Source organism: Salmonella sp. A1325 (assembly GCF_056991255.1).
On sequence record NZ_JAMLWO010000003.1, the window covers coordinates 474,801 to 496,048 of the forward strand.

The following is a 21,248-nucleotide window of genomic DNA, read 5'->3' on the forward strand; positions in this document are numbered from 1 at the left end:
AGGAAGGAAATCCCGTCGTCTTTCTGGCTACAGGTAGATTCACCTCTGTAACCGAAGTCTTAAGGGAATAATAAGAACAGCATGTGGGCGTTATTCATGATAAGAAATGTGAAAAAACAAAGACCTGTCAATCTGGATCTACAAACGATTCGGTTCCCCATCACAGCGATAGCGTCCATTCTCCATCGCGTATCCGGTGTGATTACTTTCATCGCCGTCGGCATACTACTGTGGCTACTGGGCACCAGCCTCTCTTCTCCGGAAGGATTCCAGCAGGCCGCCGATATCATGGACGGCTTCATCGTTAAATTTATCATGTGGGGCATCCTTACCGCGCTGGCGTATCACGTCATCGTGGGAATTCGTCACATGTTAATGGATTTTGGCTATCTGGAAGAAACATTCGAAGCGGGTCAACGCTCTGCCAAAATCTCTTTTGTTATCACTGTCGTGCTTTCACTTCTCGCAGGAGTCCTCGTATGGTAAGCAACGCCTCCGCATTAGGACGCAATGGCGTACATGACTTCATCCTGGTCCGTGCTACCGCTATCGTTCTGACGTTATACATCATCTACATGGTGGGTTTTTTCGCCACGAGCGGCGAACTGACCTTTGAAGCCTGGACCGGTTTCTTCTCATCGGCCTTCACCAAAGTCTTCACCCTGCTGGCGCTTTTTTCCATCTTGATTCATGCCTGGATCGGCATGTGGCAGGTGTTAACCGACTACGTTAAACCACTGGCAGTGCGTCTGATACTGCAACTCGTTATTGTTGTTGCGCTGGTGGTTTACGTCATCTATGGATTTGTTGTGGTGTGGGGTGTGTAATGAAACTGCCAGTCAGAGAATTTGATGCTGTTGTGATTGGTGCCGGTGGCGCAGGTATGCGCGCGGCGCTGCAAATTTCCCAAAGCGGCCAAACCTGTGCGCTGCTCTCGAAAGTCTTCCCGACCCGTTCCCATACCGTTTCCGCGCAGGGCGGTATCACCGTGGCGCTCGGCAATACCCATGAAGATAACTGGGAATGGCACATGTACGACACCGTAAAAGGGTCGGACTACATTGGTGACCAGGATGCCATCGAATATATGTGTAAGACCGGACCGGAAGCGATTCTGGAACTGGAGCACATGGGGCTACCGTTCTCCCGTCTTGATGATGGACGTATCTATCAGCGCCCGTTCGGCGGCCAGTCGAAAAACTTTGGCGGCGAGCAGGCGGCACGTACCGCGGCAGCGGCTGACCGTACCGGTCACGCCTTGCTGCACACGCTGTATCAACAGAATTTGAAAAACCACACCACGATTTTCTCCGAATGGTATGCGCTGGATCTGGTGAAAAACCAGGATGGCGCGGTGGTGGGGTGTACCGCACTGTGCATCGAAACCGGTGAAGTGGTGTACTTCAAAGCCCGCGCGACGGTGCTGGCGACCGGCGGCGCAGGCCGTATCTACCAGTCCACCACCAACGCTCATATCAATACTGGTGATGGTGTCGGTATGGCGCTGCGTGCCGGTATCCCGGTGCAGGACATGGAAATGTGGCAGTTCCACCCGACCGGTATCGCCGGGGCGGGCGTGCTGGTGACAGAAGGCTGCCGCGGCGAAGGCGGTTACCTGCTGAACAAACACGGCGAGCGCTTTATGGAGCGTTATGCGCCGAACGCCAAAGACCTGGCGGGTCGTGACGTGGTGGCGCGTTCCATCATGATCGAAATCCGTGAAGGCCGCGGCTGCGACGGTCCGTGGGGGCCGCACGCTAAACTGAAACTGGATCACCTGGGTAAAGAGGTGCTGGAATCTCGCCTGCCGGGTATCCTGGAGCTGTCCCGCACTTTCGCCCACGTTGACCCGGTGAAAGAGCCGATTCCGGTTATCCCGACCTGCCACTACATGATGGGCGGTATTCCGACTAAAGTGACCGGTCAGGCGCTGACCGTGAACGAGCAGGGCGAAGACGTGGTGATTCCGGGGCTGTTTGCGGTAGGCGAAATCGCCTGTGTATCGGTTCACGGCGCCAACCGTCTGGGCGGTAACTCACTGCTGGATCTGGTGGTCTTTGGCCGCGCGGCGGGGCTGCATTTACAGGAATCCATCGCCGAGCAGGGCGTGTTGCGCGACGCCAGCGAGTCTGACGTTGAAGGTTCTCTGGAGCGCCTGAATCGCTGGAACAATAACCGCAATGGCGAAGATCCGGTGGCTATCCGCAAAGCGTTGCAGGAGTGTATGCAGCATAACTTCTCCGTATTCCGTGAAGGCGACGCGATGGCGAAAGGGCTTGAGCAGTTGAAAGTGATCCGCGAGCGTCTGAAAAACGCCCGTCTGGATGACACGTCCAGCGAGTTTAATACCCAGCGTGTTGAGTGTCTGGAGCTGGATAACCTGATGGAAACTGCCTACGCCACTGCTGTATCAGCCAACTTCCGAACGGAAAGCCGCGGCGCGCATAGCCGCTTCGATTTCCCGGAGCGAGATGATGCCAACTGGTTGTGTCATACCCTGTATCAACCGCAAACGGAATCCATGACGCGCCGAAGCGTCAATATGGAACCGAAACTGCGTCCGGCGTTCCCGCCGAAGATTCGTACTTATTAATTGCGGAGACAGGATGATGAAACTCGAATTTTCGATTTATCGTTATAACCCGGATGTCGATAACGCTCCGCGTATGCAGGACTACACCCTGGAAGGCGAAGAAGGGCGTGACATGATGCTGCTGGATGCGTTAATCCAGCTTAAAGAAAAAGATCCCAGCCTTTCTTTCCGCCGTTCCTGCCGCGAAGGTGTGTGTGGTTCTGATGGTTTGAATATGAACGGTAAGAATGGTCTGGCCTGTATTACCCCTATTTCGGCGCTGACTCAGCCGGGTAAGAAGATTGTGATTCGCCCGCTGCCCGGTTTGCCGGTGATCCGCGATTTGGTGGTAGACATGGGGCAATTCTACGCACAATATGAGAAGATTAAGCCTTACTTATTGAATAATGGGCAAAATCCACCGGCTCGTGAGCATCTGCAGATGCCAGAGCAGCGTGAAAAACTCGATGGGCTGTATGAATGTATTCTTTGCGCCTGTTGCTCAACATCCTGCCCGTCATTCTGGTGGAACCCGGATAAGTTTATCGGTCCGGCGGGTCTGCTCGCGGCGTATCGATTCCTGATCGATAGTCGTGATACCGAGACCGATAGTCGTCTGGAAGGGATGAGCGATGCATTCAGCGTATTCCGCTGTCACAGCATTATGAACTGCGTCAGTGTATGTCCTAAGGGACTGAACCCGACGCGCGCTATCGGCCATATTAAGTCGATGCTGTTGCAGCGTAGTGCGTAAGTAGTTGTAGTGGTTGCCGGATGGCGACGTACCGTCTTATCCGGCCTACGGGTTACGTATTCTGTAGGCCTGATAAGCCAGGCGCCATCGGGCAATAGAAGTGCAGGAAACCTCTAAAAACTGCCATATGATTAGTAATAATCGAGATGTTCAGAGCGAGACAAGGCGCGGTCTGAACGAATCTTCGGGAGCATAGTTAACTATGTGACCGGAGTGAGCGAAGGCCGCAACGCAGTCGTAGCCTGAACAGCGAAGATTATTAGACAGTTTTTAAAGGTTCCTTAGCGGACGCAGATGACACGACAGTCCGCAACAAGTGAACCCCGGCACGCATACAGCGTATGCGTGGTTAGTATCCACGGCGAAATACTCGTCATAGTTCACGTTGCATGTGCGTTGGCTGCACTTGCTCACCCCGGTCACTTACTGGATGTAAGCTCCCAGGGATTCGCAAGCTTGCCGCCTTCCTGAAACGTGACCTATTTAGAGTATTAAATAAGCAGAAAAGATGCTTAAGGGATCACGATGCAGAACAGCGCTTTGAAAGCCTGGTTGGACTCTTCTTACCTCTCTGGTTCGAATCAGAGCTGGATAGAACAGCTCTATGAAGACTTCTTAACCGATCCTGACTCGGTAGACGCTAACTGGCGTTTGACGTTCCAGCAGTTACCTGGTACCGGAGTCAAACCGGATCAACTCCATTCAAAAACACGTGAATATTTCCGGCGGCAGGCGTTGGCTGGCTCACGTCACTCTTCTACGATTTCCGACCCTGACACCAATGTGAAGCAGGTTAAAGTCCTGCAGCTTATCAACGCTTATCGTTTCCGTGGCCATCAGCATGCAAACCTCGATCCGCTGGGACTGTGGAAACAAGAACGCGTGGCGGATCTGGATCCTTCTTTCCATGATTTGACCGAGGCCGATTTCCAGGAAACCTTCAATGTCGGCTCCTTTGCCAGCGGCAAAGAGACAATGAAGCTGGGCGAGCTGCTCGACGCGCTCAAACAGACCTACTGCGGCCCGATTGGCGCTGAGTATATGCACATCACCAGCACCGAAGAGAAACGCTGGATCCAACAGCGCATCGAATCCGGTCGTGCGGCCTTTAGCGCTGACGAGAAAAAACGCTTCCTGAACGAACTGACCGCCGCTGAAGGGCTGGAACGTTATCTGGGCGCCAAATTCCCGGGTGCGAAACGTTTCTCGCTCGAGGGGGGAGATGCGCTGATACCCATGCTGAAAGAGATGGTTCGCCATGCGGGTAACAGCGGCACTCGCGAAGTGGTGCTGGGGATGGCGCACCGCGGTCGCCTGAACGTGCTGATCAACGTACTGGGTAAAAAACCGCAGGATCTGTTCGACGAATTTGCCGGTAAGCATAAAGAGCATCTGGGTACCGGCGACGTGAAGTATCACATGGGCTTCTCGTCAGATATCGAAACCGAAGGCGGTCTGGTTCACCTGGCGCTGGCGTTTAACCCATCGCATCTGGAAATTGTGAGCCCGGTGGTGATGGGCTCCGTGCGTGCCCGTCTGGACCGACTGGACGAACCGAGCAGCAACAAAGTGTTGCCGATCACTATTCACGGCGACGCCGCGGTGACCGGCCAGGGCGTGGTTCAGGAAACTCTGAACATGTCGAAAGCGCGCGGTTACGAAGTGGGCGGTACGGTACGTATCGTTATCAACAACCAGGTGGGCTTCACCACCTCTAACCCACTGGATGCGCGTTCAACGCCTTACTGCACCGATATCGGTAAAATGGTCCAGGCGCCGATTTTCCACGTCAACGCGGACGATCCGGAAGCCGTCGCTTTTGTGACCCGTCTGGCGCTGGACTTCCGTAATACCTTTAAACGCGATGTGTTCATCGATCTGGTGTGCTACCGCCGTCACGGCCACAACGAAGCCGACGAGCCAAGCGCAACCCAGCCGCTGATGTACCAGAAAATCAAAAAGCATCCGACGCCGCGTAAAATCTACGCCGACAAACTGGAAGCTGATAAGGTCGCAACGCTGGAAGATGCCACCGAAATGGTCAACCTCTATCGCGATGCGCTGGATGCAGGCGAATGCGTGGTGAAAGAGTGGCGTCCGATGAATATGCACTCGTTCACCTGGTCGCCGTATCTAAACCACGAATGGGATGAAGCATACCCGAACAAGGTAGAAATGAAGCGCCTGCAGGAGCTGGCAAAACGTATCAGCACCGTGCCGGAAGCCATTGAAATGCAGTCTCGCGTGGCGAAAATTTATGGCGACCGTCAGGCAATGGCGGCAGGCGAGAAATTGTTTGACTGGGGCGGCGCGGAAAATCTGGCTTACGCCACGCTGGTCGATGAAGGCATTCCGGTGCGCCTGTCCGGGGAAGACTCTGGTCGCGGCACCTTCTTCCATCGTCATGCGGTGATCCACAACCAGACGAACGGCTCAACGTATACGCCGTTGCAGCATATTCACAGCGGTCAGGGACAGTTTAAAGTCTGGGACTCCGTGCTGTCTGAAGAAGCGGTGCTGGCTTTTGAATACGGTTATGCCACGGCGGAACCACGTACCCTGACTATCTGGGAAGCGCAGTTTGGCGATTTTGCCAACGGCGCGCAGGTGGTGATTGACCAGTTCATCTCCTCCGGAGAGCAGAAATGGGGCCGGATGTGCGGTCTGGTGATGCTGTTGCCGCACGGCTATGAAGGGCAGGGGCCGGAGCACTCCTCCGCGCGTCTGGAACGTTATCTGCAACTTTGCGCCGAGCAGAATATGCAGGTTTGCGTGCCGTCCACCCCGGCGCAGGTCTACCATATGCTGCGCCGTCAGGCGCTGCGCGGGATGCGTCGTCCGCTGGTGGTGATGTCGCCGAAATCGCTGCTGCGTCACCCGCTGGCGGTTTCCACGCTTGATGAACTGGCGAACGGTTCCTTCCAGCCGGCCATTGGCGAAATTGACGAGCTGGACCCTAAAGCCGTAAAACGCGTGGTAATGTGTTCTGGTAAGGTTTATTACGACCTGCTGGAACAACGGCGTAAAAACGACCAGAAAGATGTCGCTATCGTGCGCATCGAACAGCTCTATCCGTTCCCGCATAAAGCGGTGCAGGAAGCGCTGCAACCATACGCTCACGTCCATGATTTTGTCTGGTGCCAGGAAGAGCCGCTCAACCAGGGCGCATGGTACTGCAGTCAGCATCATTTCCGTGAAGTGATTCCGTTTGGGGCCGCTCTGCGTTATGCAGGTCGCCCGGCCTCCGCCTCTCCGGCGGTAGGGTATATGTCCGTTCACCAGAAACAGCAACAAGATCTGGTTAATGACGCGCTGAACGTCGATTAAATAAAGGATAAATAATGAGTAGCGTAGATATTCTTGTTCCCGACCTGCCTGAGTCCGTAGCGGACGCGACCGTCGCCACCTGGCATAAAAAACCGGGCGATGCGGTTGTTCGTGACGAAGTGCTGGTAGAAATCGAAACTGACAAAGTGGTACTGGAAGTACCGGCATCAGCGGACGGCATTCTGGATGCGGTTCTGGAAGAGGAGGGGACGACTGTCATCTCTCGCCAGATCCTGGGTCGCCTGCGTGAAGGCAACAGCGCGGGTAAAGAGACCAGCGCCAAATCTGAAGAGAAAGCGTCTACGCCGGCACAGCGCCAGCAGGCGTCGCTGGAAGAACAAAACAACGATGCGCTCAGCCCGGCGATCCGTCGCCTGCTGGCTGAACACAATCTGGAAGCCAGCGCCATTAAAGGCACTGGTGTGGGTGGGCGTCTGACCCGTGAAGATGTGGAAAAACATCTGGCGAAAGGCGAGTCTAAAGCACCCGCTGTTGAACCTGCAGCACAACCCGCTCTGGGCGCGCGCGGCGAAAAACGCGTGCCAATGACCCGCCTGCGTAAGCGCGTGGCCGAGCGTCTGCTGGAAGCGAAAAATTCCACCGCCATGCTGACGACCTTCAATGAAGTCAACATGAAGCCGATTATGGATTTGCGTAAGCAGTATGGCGAAGTGTTTGAAAAACGTCATGGTATCCGCCTGGGCTTTATGTCCTTCTACGTGAAAGCGGTAGTAGAAGCGCTGAAGCGTTATCCGGAAGTGAACGCCTCTATCGACGGCGATGACGTGGTGTATCACAACTACTTTGATGTGAGCATGGCGGTGTCTACGCCGCGCGGCCTGGTCACGCCGGTCCTGCGTGACGTGGATACGCTGGGCATGGCTGACATTGAGAAAAAAATTAAAGAACTGGCTGTCAAAGGCCGCGACGGCAAGCTGACCGTAGAGGACCTGACCGGTGGTAACTTTACCATTACCAACGGCGGCGTATTCGGTTCGCTGATGTCTACCCCGATCATCAACCCGCCGCAGAGCGCGATTCTGGGAATGCATGCTATTAAAGACAGGCCGATGGCGGTGGATGGCAAGGTAGAAATCCTGCCGATGATGTACCTGGCGCTCTCTTACGATCATCGCCTGATCGATGGTCGCGAATCCGTGGGCTTCCTGGTCACCATCAAAGAGTTGCTGGAAGATCCGACCCGTCTGCTGTTGGACGTGTAGTCAGCAAGAGCATCACCTGCTACCTGTAGGCCGGACAAGGCGTTCACGCCGCCATCCGGCGATGGTGTAATGCCTGATGGCGCGCAGCTTTCAGGCCTACAGGTCTAAAGATAACGATTACCTGAAGGATGGACAGAACACATGAACTTACATGAATATCAGGCAAAACAACTTTTTGCCCGCTATGGCTTACCGGCGCCGGTGGGTTATGCCTGTACTACTCCGCGTGAAGCCGAAGAAGCCGCGTCTAAAATCGGTGCCGGCCCGTGGGTAGTGAAATGTCAGGTTCACGCTGGCGGCCGCGGCAAAGCGGGCGGTGTGAAGGTAGTAAAAAGCAAAGAAGAGATTCGCGCCTTCGCGGAAAACTGGCTGGGCAAACGTCTGGTGACCTATCAAACAGACGCTAATGGCCAACCGGTAAACCAGATTCTGGTTGAAGCGGCGACCGACATCGGCAAAGAACTGTACCTCGGCGCGGTAGTTGACCGTAGTTCTCGTCGCGTGGTCTTTATGGCGTCTACCGAAGGTGGCGTAGAGATCGAAAAAGTTGCGGAGGAAACCCCGCATCTGATCCATAAAGTCGCGCTCGATCCGCTGACCGGCCCGATGCCGTATCAGGGACGGGAACTGGCGTTCAAATTGGGTCTGGAAGGTAAACTGGTGCAGCAGTTCACCAAAATCTTTATGGGCCTGGCGACCATTTTCCTTGAGCGCGACCTGGCGCTAATCGAAATTAATCCGCTGGTGATCACTAAGCAGGGCGATCTGATTTGCCTCGACGGCAAGCTGGGCGCTGACGGCAACGCGCTGTTCCGCCAGCCGGATCTGCGTGAAATGCGTGACCAGTCTCAGGAAGACCCGCGTGAAGCGCAGGCGGCGCAGTGGGAACTGAACTACGTCGCGCTGGACGGCAACATCGGTTGCATGGTGAACGGCGCGGGCCTGGCGATGGGCACCATGGACATCGTTAAGCTGCATGGTGGCGAACCGGCTAACTTCCTTGACGTGGGCGGCGGCGCAACCAAAGAGCGCGTCACCGAAGCGTTTAAAATCATCCTCTCGGATGACAACGTGAAAGCGGTTCTGGTTAACATCTTCGGCGGTATCGTCCGTTGTGACCTGATTGCCGACGGTATCATCGGCGCGGTGGAAGAAGTGGGCGTGAACGTTCCGGTGGTGGTGCGTCTGGAAGGCAACAACGCCGAACTCGGCGCGAAGAAACTGGCTGACAGTGGCCTGAATATTATTGCAGCGAAAAGTCTGACGGATGCAGCTCAGCAGGTTGTTGCCGCAGTGGAGGGGAAATAATGTCCGTTTTAATTAATAAAGATACCAAGGTTATCTGCCAGGGCTTCACCGGTAGCCAGGGGACTTTCCACTCCGAACAGGCGATTGCTTACGGTACGCAAATGGTCGGCGGCGTAACGCCGGGCAAAGGCGGCACCACGCATCTGGGTCTGCCGGTGTTCAACACCGTGCGCGAAGCAGTAGAAGCTACCGGTGCGACCGCATCCGTTATCTACGTCCCGGCGCCGTTCTGCAAAGACTCCATTCTGGAAGCGATCGACGCAGGCATCAAACTGATTATCACCATCACCGAAGGTATTCCGACGCTGGATATGCTGACCGTGAAAGTGAAGCTGGACGAAGCGGGCGTACGCATGATCGGCCCGAACTGCCCAGGTGTGATCACCCCGGGCGAATGCAAAATCGGCATCATGCCGGGTCACATTCATAAGCCGGGTAAAGTGGGTATCGTTTCCCGTTCCGGCACGCTGACCTATGAAGCGGTTAAGCAGACCACCGACTACGGTTTCGGCCAGTCCACCTGCGTGGGTATCGGCGGCGACCCGATTCCGGGCTCTAACTTCATCGACATCCTGAAGCTGTTCCAGGAAGATCCGCAGACTGAAGCGATCGTGATGATCGGCGAGATCGGCGGTAGCGCAGAAGAAGAAGCGGCGGCTTATATTAAAGACCACGTGACCAAGCCGGTTGTTGGCTATATCGCGGGTGTTACCGCGCCGAAAGGCAAGCGTATGGGCCACGCTGGCGCCATCATTGCCGGTGGTAAAGGCACTGCGGATGAAAAATTCGCCGCGCTGGAAGCCGCGGGCGTGAAAACCGTTCGCAGCCTGGCCGATATCGGCGAAGCGCTGAAAGCAATTATAAAATAAAACTCGCTGTTCCTGCGGGAACAGATAAATGTCCGTTTTCGACATGGTTGGCCACCTTTACGGTGGCCTTTTTTATGGCTTTATTGTTTGTGGCAAAGTACGGGTGAAGCATCCGGGATATAAAATTATTGGCTTTGTAAATATTGAACTATAGGAAAATGATGCCTCATTAAAAAAACATGGTGGAGTCTAAAAATAATTGATAATAACCGTCTGGCAGCGGCAGTAAATTTACTCAGTTTGCCGGTTAACTCTTTTGCAGCAAATACAGATGCTGTCTTAGTGAAAGACCTGCCGACCTCACTGGAGACGGATTATGCGCTTTCCGCCATGAAAAAAACGCATCGCAGCATTACACTATGTTGACGCTAACCTCTATAGTAAATTGATGCTTGACTCTGTGGCCGCGCATGTTTGCCTGAGCGCGAACTACATGTCTCCTCAGATGTATCGCGCTTACACAGACTGCTTGTTTAATGGCAGAATAAAACAGCTATTTTAATCATAAGAGTACCGGCATTATTTCCCTGAAGTATTAAAGATATCGTTTAATAAATTATATGAACTTTTGCTGGTTAAAAGAGGTTAACTTTAAAAATTATTAAGAACTTATTGACACTATTCGTTCGTGATTAATCATGTTTAAAGGGTGTTTATGGCTGCGAATAAACAGAATTATCACTATGAGTGACGTAGAAATTGAGGGTAAATCTGTGAAGGTGATAACAGAATCTTCACTATAATAATTATAGAGAGGCAAATACGGTGTTATTGAAATAAAGAAAAAGTAGCGAATAAAATGTTTGTTTCTGGCTATCTGGAAAGCTTATTAGCGATAATTAAGGCGATAACCTGGCAAGATGATCCTGGCCGTTAGTCGTCGGGAAAGGGAAGTTGGGGCAGGGTAATCCCGGTGGGATGATGGCGCGTGTGCAATGAGATAGTTTCTTTGCGGTGTTAATTATAAGTAAAATAAAAATAGACTAAATGTATAAAATAATAAGTGTTGATAACCTACAGAAAAAATCTGTGAGCTATTTAGCAATAATTGAACATCAATGTGGAATGTTTTTTACTGGATGCGGGGCAGTAAAAAACGCACAAAATGTTTAGCCTTATCGAATAAGCCTCTTTTTACAAGGGGTTTGAAATTACTCTTTGCAAAAACAAAAAGTTAACAAAAAATTCACCATGCATTCAATGAATAAACATTATTAACATTAACTTCAAAAATTGATTTTAATCAATATTTAAATGTTGGAAAAGAGCATCAAAACTGGTTAAATTGTCCGTGATCAAATTCCCTGAAAAGCGATAGATTAGCCATAAATTGATCGCTGTCGAAAAAAGCAAATCTGACCCACTAAAAACCTGTTTATTGTAAGGGTTTTACGGCGTAATATATTTGCGGGATCAATTTGGGTTTTTTATTAACATGTTTGTAACTTTTCATCATTACTGTTTCCTTCCCGAGGGGATAGTACGATGGAAGGCCGCAAATAAATTTGTATTGGGGCATGCGTGTGACCCTTTCTAACGGGGTTCACTCTCGGAGTCTTCATGCGATGAGCAAGGAGTCATGATGTTAGATATAGTCGAACTGTCGCGCTTACAGTTTGCCTTGACCGCGATGTACCACTTCCTGTTTGTGCCGCTAACGCTCGGTATGGCGTTCCTGCTGGCCATTATGGAAACGGTATACGTCCTTTCCGGCAAACAGATTTATAAAGATATGACCAAGTTCTGGGGCAAGTTGTTTGGTATCAACTTTGCTCTGGGTGTGGCTACCGGTTTGACCATGGAGTTCCAGTTCGGGACAAACTGGTCGTACTACTCCCACTATGTTGGGGACATCTTCGGTGCGCCGCTGGCCATCGAAGGTTTGATGGCCTTCTTCCTCGAATCCACCTTTGTAGGTCTGTTCTTCTTCGGCTGGGATCGTCTGAGTAAAGTTCAGCACATGTGCGTCACCTGGCTGGTGGCTCTGGGGTCCAACCTCTCCGCGTTGTGGATTCTGGTAGCGAACGGCTGGATGCAAAACCCAATCGCTGCGGATTTCAATTTCGAAACCATGCGTATGGAAATGGTGAGCTTCTCTGAACTGGTGCTGAACCCGGTAGCACAGGTGAAATTTGTTCACACTGTGGCGTCCGGCTATGTCACCGGCGCGATGTTCATCCTCGGTATCAGCGCTTACTACATGCTGAAAGGTCGTGACTTCGCCTTTGCTAAACGCTCCTTTGCTATTGCCGCCAGCTTCGGTATGGCTGCCGTACTGTCCGTTATCGTACTCGGCGACGAATCCGGTTACGAAATGGGCGACGTGCAGAAAACCAAGCTCGCTGCGATTGAAGCCGAATGGGAAACGCAACCTGCTCCGGCCTCCTTTACCCTGTTCGGTATTCCTGACCAGGACAAACAGGAAAACCATCTGGCGATTCAGATCCCTTATGCGCTCGGTATTATCGCTACGCGTTCCGTGGACACGCCGGTTATTGGCCTGAAAGATCTCATGGTTCAGCATGAAGAGCGTATCCGTAACGGGATGAAAGCCTATGAACTGCTGGAACAGCTGCGCGCCGGTTCTACCGACCAGGCCGTTCGCGACCAGTTCAACAGCATGAAGAAAGATCTCGGTTACGGCCTGCTGCTGAAACGCTATACGCCTAATGTGACTGACGCGACCGAAGCGCAGATCCAGCAAGCGACGAAAGATTCCATTCCTCGCGTTGCGCCGCTGTACTTCGCTTTCCGTATCATGGTGGCGTGCGGCTTCCTGCTGCTGGCGATCATCGCACTTTCCTTCTGGAGCGTGATTCGTAACCGCATCGGTGAGAAAAAATGGCTGTTGCGCGCGGCGCTGTACGGTATTCCACTGCCGTGGATTGCGGTTGAAGCAGGTTGGTTCGTCGCCGAGTATGGTCGTCAGCCGTGGGCGATCGGCGAAGTGTTGCCGACAGCCGTGGCGAACTCATCGCTGACCGTAGGCGATCTGCTGTTCTCCATGTTCCTGATTTGCGGCCTGTATACCCTGTTCCTGGTGGCAGAATTGTTCTTGATGTTCAAATTTGCACGCCTTGGCCCAAGCAGCCTGAAAACCGGTCGCTATCACTTTGAGCAGTCCACCGTGACTTCTCAGCCGGCACGCTAAGACAGGAGTCGTCAAATGATCGATTATGAAGTACTACGTTTTATCTGGTGGCTGCTGGTTGGCATTTTGCTAATTGGTTTCGCTGTCACCGATGGGTTCGACATGGGGGTGGGGATGCTCACCCGTTTCCTCGGTCGTAACGACACCGAACGTCGAATTATGATTAACTCTATCGCCCCGCACTGGGACGGTAACCAGGTGTGGTTGATCACCGCGGGCGGCGCGTTGTTTGCTGCCTGGCCGATGGTTTACGCTGCGGCGTTCTCCGGTTTCTATGTGGCGATGATCCTGGTGCTGGCGTCTTTGTTCTTCCGTCCGGTCGGTTTTGATTACCGTTCTAAGATTGAAGACCCGCGCTGGCGCAACATGTGGGACTGGGGCGTGTTCATCGGTAGCTTTGTGCCGCCGCTGGTGATTGGCGTGGCCTTTGGCAACCTGTTGCAGGGCGTACCGTTCCACGTGGATGAGTATCTGCGTCTGTACTACACCGGTAACTTCTTCCAGTTGCTGAACCCGTTTGGTTTGCTGGCGGGCATCGTAAGCGTAGGGATGATCATCACGCAGGGGGCGACTTACCTGCAAATGCGTACCGTTGGCGAACTGCACCTGCGCGCGCGCGCCACCTCGCAGATTGCGGCGCTGGTGACATTAGTGTGCTTTGCGCTGGCGGGCGTTTGGGTAATGTATGGTATTGATGGTTATGTCGTGACATCCGCGATTGATCATCATGCCGCCTCTAACCCGCTGACTAAAGAAGTGGCGCGTGAAGCTGGCGCCTGGCTGGTGAACTTTAATAATGCTCCGATCCTGTGGTTGGTTCCGGCTCTGGGCGTGGTTCTGCCGCTGCTGACTATCCTGACTTCCCGTATGGAGAAAGGCGCGTGGGCATTCCTGTTCTCTTCGCTGACCCTGGCCTGCATTATTCTGACGGCGGGTATCGCTATGTTCCCGTTTGTGATGCCGTCCAGCACGATGATGAATGCCAGCCTGACCATGTGGGATGCGACATCCAGCCAGATGACGCTGAACCTGATGACCTGGGTTGCGGCGGTGTTCGTACCGATCATTCTGATCTACACCAGCTGGTGTTACTGGAAAATGTTCGGTCGTATCACTAAAGAACATATTGAAAGCAACACCCACTCTCTGTACTAAGTAAGGAGCTTAAAATGTGGTATTTCGCATGGATTCTGGGAACGCTTCTTGCCTGTGCATTCGGGATCATTACCGCCCTGGCGCTTGAGCACGTTGAAGCGGGTAAAACCGGTCAAGAAGAAAGCTAATGATTCATATTGTCGCTATGCAATATACAAAATCATTTAAGTTGCATCGCGGCGGCAAGGCTGCGAATCCCCAGGAGCTTACATTAGTAAGTGACTGGGGTAACAAATCTGTCAGGAACAGATTTGAACGCTGCTTGCAGCGGCCCTGTAAGGGGGAGGCCCAGGGATGGGCCGACTAACAGCCGCAGCCAACAAAGAGGCAGCTTAGAGGATGAAGTATATTTATGCGGTAATGGACAAGCGCCCCTTAAGGGCGCTTTCCTTCGTGATGGCGATAGTGCTGGCAGGATGTATGTTCTGGGACCCGTCACGGTTTGCCGCCAGGACCAGCACGCTTGAAATCTGGCACGGATTACTGCTGATGTGGGCGGTTTGCGCAGGCATAATCCACGGCGTGGGTTTTCGCCTTGAATCCGTACACTGGCAAGGGATTTTTTGTCCGCTCCTTGCGGATATTGTCCTTATCGTCGGCCTGATTTTCTTCTTCTTGTGAATAAGAAACCTCCTTAAAAATATAGGGGCTTGCATAAGCCCATATATTTTTACTCTCCCTTAACTTCCCCCCATTCCCAAGCCTCATTCCCACGCGTATAGTAGCAACGTTTAAAAGCTCTACTTTTGTTGCATTACCGGGATGTAAAGTGAATACAAGGCGATATACAACGGCATTCTTGAGGCATTACGGCGGCAAGCGGATGACGCCAACAAAGAGGCTGCAGGGATGAATAAGTATATGTTTCGATGGCCAATTCGAGTTTATTACGAAGACACGGACGCCGGCGGTGTGGTTTATCACGCCAGCTATGTCGCTTTTTATGAAAGAGCGCGCACGGAGATGCTGCGTCACCATCACTTCAGCCAACAGGTGCTGCTGGCGGAGCGGGTCGCCTTTGTGGTGCGCAAGATGACGCTGGAATACTATGCGCCTGCGCGGCTCGACGATATGCTTGAAGTTCAAACAGAAATTACGTCAATGCGTGGCACCGCTTTGGTTTTCACGCAACGCATTGTCAACGCAGAGAACACGCTGCTAAATGAAGCAGAGGTTCTGATTGTTTGCGTTGATCCACTCAAAATGAAGCCTCGTGCGCTTCCTAAGTCTATTGTCGCGGAGTTTAAGCAGTGACTGACATGAATATCCTTGATTTGTTCCTGAAGGCAAGCCTTCTGGTTAAACTTATCATGTTGATTTTGATTGGTTTTTCAATAGCATCCTGGGCCATCATTATCCAGCGAACGCGTATCCTGAACGCCGCTGCGCGTGAGGCGGAAGCGTTTGAAGATAAATTCTGGTCCGGAATCGAACTATCGCGTCTGTACCAGGAAAGCCAGGGGAGACGCGATAGTCTGTCGGGCTCGGAACAAATCTTTTATAGCGGGTTCAAAGAGTTTGTCCGGCTCCATCGCGCCAACAGCCATGCACCGGAGGCCGTGGTAGAGGGGGCGTCGCGTGCGATGCGCATCTCCATGAACCGAGAGCTGGAAACGCTGGAAACGCATATCCCGTTTCTTGGCACGGTAGGCTCTATCAGTCCTTATATCGGTCTGTTTGGCACCGTATGGGGGATTATGCATGCGTTTATCGCCCTGGGCGCGGTGAAACAGGCGACTCTGCAAATGGTTGCGCCGGGTATTGCCGAAGCATTGATTGCCACGGCGATTGGTCTGTTTGCCGCCATCCCTGCGGTTATGGCTTACAACCGACTGAATCAGCGCGTGAACAAGCTGGAACTGAATTACGACAACTTTATGGAAGAGTTCACCGCGATTCTGCACCGCCAGGCGTTTACCGTAAGCGAAAGCAACAAGGGGTAAGCCATGGCCAGAACGCGTGGACGAGGTCGTCGCGAACTTAAGTCCGAAATCAATATTGTACCGCTGCTCGACGTACTGTTGGTGCTGCTGCTGATCTTTATGGCAACCGCGCCGATCATTACCCAGAGCGTGGAGGTCGACTTGCCGGAGGCGAATCAGTCGCAAGCGGTCAGTAGTAACGACGATCCACCGGTCATTATTGAGGTTTCCGGAGTAGGGCAATACAGCGTAGTGGTTGATAAAGATCGAATGGATCAACTGCCGTCTGAACAGGTGATCGCAGAAGTAAAGCGTCATCTGCAGGCTAATCCGAAAACAGTCTTTTTAATCGGCGGCGCGAAAGAGGTGCCGTACGATGAAATAATTAAAGCGCTGAACTTGTTACACAGCGCGGGCGTAAAATCGGTTGGCTTAATGACGCAGCCAATCTGAAGTCTGCGTCCCGTTGGCTTGAAAGACGGCGAGTAACAGGCGAACAGTTTTTTGGGAACCGAGAGTGTCAAAGGCAACCGAACAAAACGACAAGCTCAAACGGGCGATAATTATTTCAGCCGTGCTGCATATCATCTTATTTGCAGTGCTGATCTGGAGTTCGTTTGATGAGCATATAGAGGCTTCTGCCGGCGGCGGCGGTGGTTCCGCTATCGACGCGGTGATGGTCGATCCTGGCGCCGTTGTGCAGCAGTACAACCGTCAGCAGGATCAACAGGCCAGCGCCAGACGCGCGGAAGAAGAGCGTAAAAAGCTGCAACAGCAGCAAGCAGAGGAGCTGCAGCAGAAGCAGGCTGCCGAACAGGAGCGGTTGAAACAACTTGAGAAAGAACGTTTAGCGGCTCAGGAGCAGCAAAAGCAGGCTGAAGAAGCGGCAAAACTGGCGCAACAGCAGCAGCAACAGGCCGAAGAGGCGGCGAAAGCGGCGGCGGACGCGAAGAAAAAAGCGGAGGCCGAAGCGGCGAAAGCGGCGGCGGACGCGAAGAAGAAAGCAGAGGCCGAGGCGGTAAAAGCGGCAGCGGACGCGAAGAAGAAAGCGGAAGCCGAAGCGGCGAAAGCGGCGGCGGACGCGAAGAAGAAAGCAGAGGCCGAAGCGGCGAAAGCAGCGGCGGAGGCGAAGAAGAAAGCGGAGGCCGAAGCGGCGAAAGCAGCGGCGGACGCGAAGAAGAAAGCGGAGGCCGAAGCGGCGAAAGCGGCGGCGGACGCGAAGAAGAAAGCGGATGCCGAGGCGGCGAAAGCAGCGGCGGAGGCGAAGAAGAAAGCGGATGCCGCGGCGGCGAAAGCGGCGGCGGACGCTAAGAAGAAAGCGGCTGCCGAAAAAGCGGCCGCCGCAGAAGGCGTCGACGATCTGCTTGGCGATCTCAGCTCGGGTAAGAATGCGCCGAAAACCGGCGGTGGCGCGAAAGGGAATGGTCAGCCATCGAAAGATAGCGGTACATCGGGCGCTAACGGTGGGGCGACAGGCGCTGATATCAGCGCCTACGCGAAACAGATTCAGGTCGCGATTCAGAGCCGTCTGTATGATGCGAGCCTGTATCAGGGCAAACAATGTGTCTTGCATATTAGCCTGGCGCCGGATGGCTCATTAAAAAGCATTACGTCTGAGGGCGGCGATCCGGCGCTTTGTCAGGCGGCGTTAATGGCGGCAAAAACCGCGAAAATTCCTAAACCGCCAAGCCAGGCTGTTTATGAGAAAATAAAGGATGCCAAACTAGACTTTAAACTGTAGATACTTTTCTTTATGGAAGTTGGAGCAGTTGAGTTGTTACTGGTCCTGGTGGTTTTGTGTATTTGAGTTTGTTAACATTCTGCTAAATTATCGTGGGTCGCAGGCCCAGGTATGGGAGATATGATGAAGCAGGCATTACGAGTAGCATTTGGTTTTCTGATGCTGTGGGCGGCGGTGCTGCACGCAGAAGTCCGTATCGAGATCACCCAGGGGGTGGACTCGGCGCGACCGATTGGCGTTGTGCCTTTTAAATGGGCCGGGCCGGGCGCTGCGCCTGAAGATATCGGCGGCATCGTGGCGGCAGATTTACGCAATAGCGGTAAATTTAATCCGTTAGACCGGTCCCGACTGCCGCAGCAGCCAGCCACCGCTCAGGAAGTTCAGCCTACCGCATGGTCTGCGCTGGGTATTGATGCCGTCGTCGTTGGACAGGTCACGCCGAATCCGGACGGTTCCTACAATGTTGCTTATCAGCTGGTTGACACTGGAGGCGCGCCGGGGACTGTACTGGCGCAAAACTCTTATAAAGTGAACAAGCAGTGGCTGCGTTATGCAGGCCATACCGCCAGTGACGAAGTCTTTGAAAAACTGACGGGCATTAAGGGCGCGTTCCGTACTCGTATCGCCTATGTGGTACAGACTAACGGCGGTCAGTTCCCGTATGAACTGCGTGTGTCGGATTACGATGGTTACAATCAGTTTGTGGTGCACCGTTCTCCGCAGCCGTTGATGTCTCCGGCGTGGTCTCCGGACGGCTCAAAACTGGCTTACGTGACATTTGAAAGCGGTCGCTCCGCTCTGGTTATCCAGACGCTGGCAAACGGCGCAGTGCGTCAGGTTGCGTCCTTCCCGCGTCACAACGGCGCGCCGGCCTTCTCGCCTGATGGGACGAAACTGGCGTTCGCGTTATCGAAAACCGGAAGTCTGAACCTATACGTTATGGATCTCGCCTCCGGCCAGATTCGTCAGATAACGGACGGGCGTAGCAACAATACGGAGCCGACTTGGTTCCCGGACAGCCAGACTCTGGCCTTTACCTCTGACCAGGCTGGACGTCCGCAAGTGTATAAAATGAACATTAACGGCGGTGCGGCGCAGCGTATTACCTGGGAAGGTTCGCAAAACCAGGATGCGGATGTCAGCAGCGACGGTAAATTTATGGTAATGGTAAGCTCAAATAACGGGCAGCAGCACATTGCCAAACAAGATCTGGTGACGGGTGGCGTACAGGTTCTGTCGTCAACGTTCCTGGATGAAACGCCAAGTCTGGCACCTAACGGCACGATGGTAATCTACAGCTCTTCTCAGGGGATGGGATCTGTGCTGAATTTGGTTTCTACAGATGGGCGTTTCAAAGCGCGTCTTCCGGCAACTGATGGTCAGGTGAAATCGCCTGCCTGGTCGCCGTATCTGTGATAATAATTAATTGATTACTAAAGGAATTAAAGAAATGCAACTGAACAAAGTGCTGAAGGGCCTGATGATTGCCCTGCCTGTTATGGCAATCGCGGCATGTTCTTCCAACAAGAACGCCAGCAATGACGGTAGCGAAGGCGGCATGCTGAACGGCGCCGGCACTGGTATGGACGCTAACGGCAACGGCAACATGTCATCTGAAGAGCAAGCGCGTCTGCAGATGCAGCAGCTGCAGCAGAACAACATCGTTTACTTCGACCTCGACAAGTACGATATCCGTTCTGACTTCGCGGCAATGCTGGATGCGCATGCTAACTTCCTGCGTAGCAACCCGTCTTACAAAGTCACCGTAGAAGGTCACGCGGACGAACGTGGTACGCCTGAGTACAACATCTCCCTGGGCGAACGTCGTGCTAACGCCGTTAAAATGTACCTGCAGGGTAAAGGCGTTTCCGCTGACCAGATCTCCATCGTTTCTTACGGTAAAGAAAAACCTGCCGTACTGGGCCACGACGAAGCGGCTTACGCTAAGAACCGTCGCGCTGTACTGGTTTACTAAGAGAATTGCATGAGCAGTAACTTCAGACATCACCTGTTGAGTCTGTCGTTACTGGTTGGCATAGCGGCCCCCTGGGCCGCTTTTGCTCAGGCGCCAATCAGTAGTGTCGGCTCAGGCTCGGTCGAAGACCGCGTCACTCAACTTGAGCGTATCTCTAACGCTCACAGCCAGCTTTTAACCCAACTTCAGCAGCAGCTCTCCGATAATCAGTCTGATATCGATTCTTTGCGCGGCCAAATCCAGGAAAATCAGTATCAACTGAATCAGGTGATGGAGCGCCAGAAGCAAATTATGCTGCAGCTGGGGAGTTTAAATAATGGCGGCGCAGCGCAGCCAGCGGCTGGTGACCAGAGCGGGGCGGCAACCGCTGCGACCTCCGCTCCGGATGCCGGTACGGCAACCTCAGGGGCGCCGGTACAAAGTGGCGATGCGAATACCGATTACAATGCGGCAATTGCGCTGGTGCAGGATAAGTCTCGCCAGGATGATGCGATTGTGGCGTTTCAGAACTTCATCAAGAAATACCCTGATTCTACTTATCAGCCGAACGCCAATTATTGGCTGGGCCAGTTGAATTACAACAAGGGTAAAAAAGATGATGCCGCCTATTATTTCGCCTCGGTAGTAAAAAACTATCCTAAGTCGCCGAAGGCTGCGGACGCGATGTACAAAGTTGGCGTTATCATGCAGGACAAAGGTGATACGGCAAAAGCGAAAGCGGTTTATCAGCAGGTGATTAACAAATATCCTGGCACTGATGGCGCGAAACAGGCGCAGAAGCGTCTTAACGCGATGTAATGCGTACCATGCGACCAGAAAACGCCTTTTTTCTGGTCGCGTCGTGCGATTCCTAAGCAGTTGAGCCCCCTGCGTCGAAATTTTTGTTGCGCTCAAATCTGAAATCAGTAATATATGCCGCCGTTGCCACGGGATATTAAACAACTCGAAAGCAACGCAAAAGTGGGTCGTTAGCTCAGTTGGTAGAGCAGTTGACTTTTAATCAATTGGTCGCAGGTTCGAATCCTGCACGACCCACCAATCGTTCGGTGGAAACGAGAATAAAACGTGAAGGATAACGTTGCGTCAGCAACGGCCCGTAGGGCGAGGCGAAGCCGAGTCATCCTGCACGACCCACCACTAACTTCGGTTAGTCAGTAATATCCAGCGTAGTATCGGGTGATTAGCTCAGCTGGGAGAGCACCTCCCTTACAAGGAGGGGGTCGGCGGTTCGATCCCGTCATCACCCACCAC

Annotated in this window: 19 protein-coding genes and 2 tRNA genes; all 21 read left to right on the forward strand. The window is 53.1% G+C overall.

The annotated features are described in order from the left end of the window. Positions 1-81 precede the first annotated feature (81 nt). The 21 genes from sdhC (at position 82) to NAZ64_RS09350 (ending at position 21,247) form a co-directional block, all read left to right on the forward strand. Positions 82-486 (forward strand): succinate dehydrogenase cytochrome b556 subunit, encoded by a 405-nt coding sequence (gene sdhC, locus NAZ64_RS09250; protein ID WP_000263340.1) that lies wholly within the window; start codon positions 82-84, stop codon positions 484-486. After that, on the forward strand, positions 480-827 hold the full coding sequence (gene sdhD / locus NAZ64_RS09255; RefSeq protein ID WP_000254356.1) for a succinate dehydrogenase membrane anchor subunit: 348 nt from the start codon (positions 480-482) through the stop codon (positions 825-827). Before sdhC ends, sdhD begins: the two co-directional genes overlap by 7 nt. Then, the gene (gene sdhA / locus NAZ64_RS09260) at positions 827-2,593 is read left to right on the forward strand and encodes a succinate dehydrogenase flavoprotein subunit (protein WP_220569340.1); all 1,767 of its coding nucleotides are present in this window, start codon (positions 827-829) and stop codon (positions 2,591-2,593) included. The genes sdhD and sdhA overlap by 1 nt, the downstream gene beginning before the upstream one ends. Before the next feature lie 16 nt (positions 2,594-2,609). Continuing rightward, the gene (gene sdhB / locus NAZ64_RS09265; protein WP_001537859.1) at positions 2,610-3,326 is read left to right on the forward strand and encodes a succinate dehydrogenase iron-sulfur subunit SdhB; all 717 of its coding nucleotides are present in this window, start codon (positions 2,610-2,612) and stop codon (positions 3,324-3,326) included. A 525-nt stretch (positions 3,327-3,851) separates the two neighbouring features. After that, positions 3,852-6,653: a 2-oxoglutarate dehydrogenase E1 component gene (gene sucA, locus NAZ64_RS09270; RefSeq protein WP_001181500.1), complete on the forward strand. Its 2,802-nt coding sequence runs from the start codon at positions 3,852-3,854 to the stop codon at positions 6,651-6,653. Between the two features lie 14 nt (positions 6,654-6,667). Further along, complete coding sequence (gene odhB / locus NAZ64_RS09275) at positions 6,668-7,876, forward strand: 2-oxoglutarate dehydrogenase complex dihydrolipoyllysine-residue succinyltransferase (protein ID WP_220569339.1); 1,209 nt, start codon at positions 6,668-6,670, stop codon at positions 7,874-7,876. A gap of 141 nt (positions 7,877-8,017) precedes the next feature. Beyond that, complete coding sequence (sucC, locus tag NAZ64_RS09280) at positions 8,018-9,184, forward strand: ADP-forming succinate--CoA ligase subunit beta (protein WP_001048590.1); 1,167 nt, start codon at positions 8,018-8,020, stop codon at positions 9,182-9,184. Next, positions 9,184-10,053 (forward strand): succinate--CoA ligase subunit alpha, encoded by an 870-nt coding sequence (gene sucD / locus NAZ64_RS09285; RefSeq protein ID WP_000114631.1) that lies wholly within the window; start codon positions 9,184-9,186, stop codon positions 10,051-10,053. Before sucC ends, sucD begins: the two co-directional genes overlap by 1 nt. A gap of 1,582 nt (positions 10,054-11,635) precedes the next feature. Beyond that, positions 11,636-13,204, forward strand: a complete 1,569-nt coding sequence (gene cydA, locus NAZ64_RS09290) for a cytochrome ubiquinol oxidase subunit I (RefSeq protein ID WP_000884369.1) — start codon at positions 11,636-11,638, stop codon at positions 13,202-13,204. Between the two features lie 15 nt (positions 13,205-13,219). Further along, on the forward strand, positions 13,220-14,359 hold the full coding sequence (gene cydB / locus NAZ64_RS09295) for a cytochrome d ubiquinol oxidase subunit II (protein ID WP_000568258.1): 1,140 nt from the start codon (positions 13,220-13,222) through the stop codon (positions 14,357-14,359). Positions 14,360-14,373: 14 nt separating this feature from the next. Then, positions 14,374-14,487: a cytochrome bd-I oxidase subunit CydX gene (gene cydX / locus NAZ64_RS09300; protein ID WP_000270278.1), complete on the forward strand. Its 114-nt coding sequence runs from the start codon at positions 14,374-14,376 to the stop codon at positions 14,485-14,487. Positions 14,488-14,698: 211 nt separating this feature from the next. Beyond that, positions 14,699-14,980, forward strand: a complete 282-nt coding sequence (gene ybgE / locus NAZ64_RS09305; RefSeq protein ID WP_080250858.1) for a cyd operon protein YbgE — start codon at positions 14,699-14,701, stop codon at positions 14,978-14,980. A 228-nt stretch (positions 14,981-15,208) separates the two neighbouring features. Further along, a complete protein-coding gene (ybgC, locus tag NAZ64_RS09310; protein WP_001046240.1) occupies positions 15,209-15,613 on the forward strand; it encodes a tol-pal system-associated acyl-CoA thioesterase in 405 nt (134 codons plus the stop codon). Next, positions 15,610-16,302, forward strand: coding sequence for a Tol-Pal system protein TolQ (gene tolQ, locus NAZ64_RS09315; protein WP_000131318.1), 693 nt, complete (start codon positions 15,610-15,612; stop codon positions 16,300-16,302). The genes ybgC and tolQ overlap by 4 nt, the downstream gene beginning before the upstream one ends. A 3-nt stretch (positions 16,303-16,305) precedes the next feature. Continuing rightward, positions 16,306-16,734, forward strand: a complete 429-nt coding sequence (gene tolR, locus NAZ64_RS09320) for a colicin uptake protein TolR (protein WP_000124676.1) — start codon at positions 16,306-16,308, stop codon at positions 16,732-16,734. A gap of 64 nt (positions 16,735-16,798) precedes the next feature. Continuing rightward, positions 16,799-18,022 carry a cell envelope integrity protein TolA gene (gene tolA / locus NAZ64_RS09325; RefSeq protein ID WP_220569338.1) on the forward strand — a complete coding sequence of 408 codons (1,224 nt, stop codon included), beginning with the start codon at positions 16,799-16,801 and terminating at the stop codon, positions 18,020-18,022. Between the two features lie 123 nt (positions 18,023-18,145). Then, the gene (gene tolB / locus NAZ64_RS09330) at positions 18,146-19,438 is read left to right on the forward strand and encodes a Tol-Pal system beta propeller repeat protein TolB (protein ID WP_001562341.1); all 1,293 of its coding nucleotides are present in this window, start codon (positions 18,146-18,148) and stop codon (positions 19,436-19,438) included. Between the two features lie 34 nt (positions 19,439-19,472). Further along, positions 19,473-19,997, forward strand: coding sequence for a peptidoglycan-associated lipoprotein Pal (pal, locus tag NAZ64_RS09335; protein WP_001176621.1), 525 nt, complete (start codon positions 19,473-19,475; stop codon positions 19,995-19,997). Positions 19,998-20,006: 9 nt separating this feature from the next. After that, a complete protein-coding gene (cpoB, locus tag NAZ64_RS09340; protein ID WP_000097551.1) occupies positions 20,007-20,795 on the forward strand; it encodes a cell division protein CpoB in 789 nt (262 codons plus the stop codon). Positions 20,796-20,959: 164 nt separating this feature from the next. Next, positions 20,960-21,035: transfer RNA gene (locus NAZ64_RS09345), tRNA-Lys, on the forward strand. 136 nt (positions 21,036-21,171) lie between these two features. Beyond that, positions 21,172-21,247: transfer RNA gene (locus NAZ64_RS09350), tRNA-Val, on the forward strand. Position 21,248 lies beyond the last annotated feature (1 nt).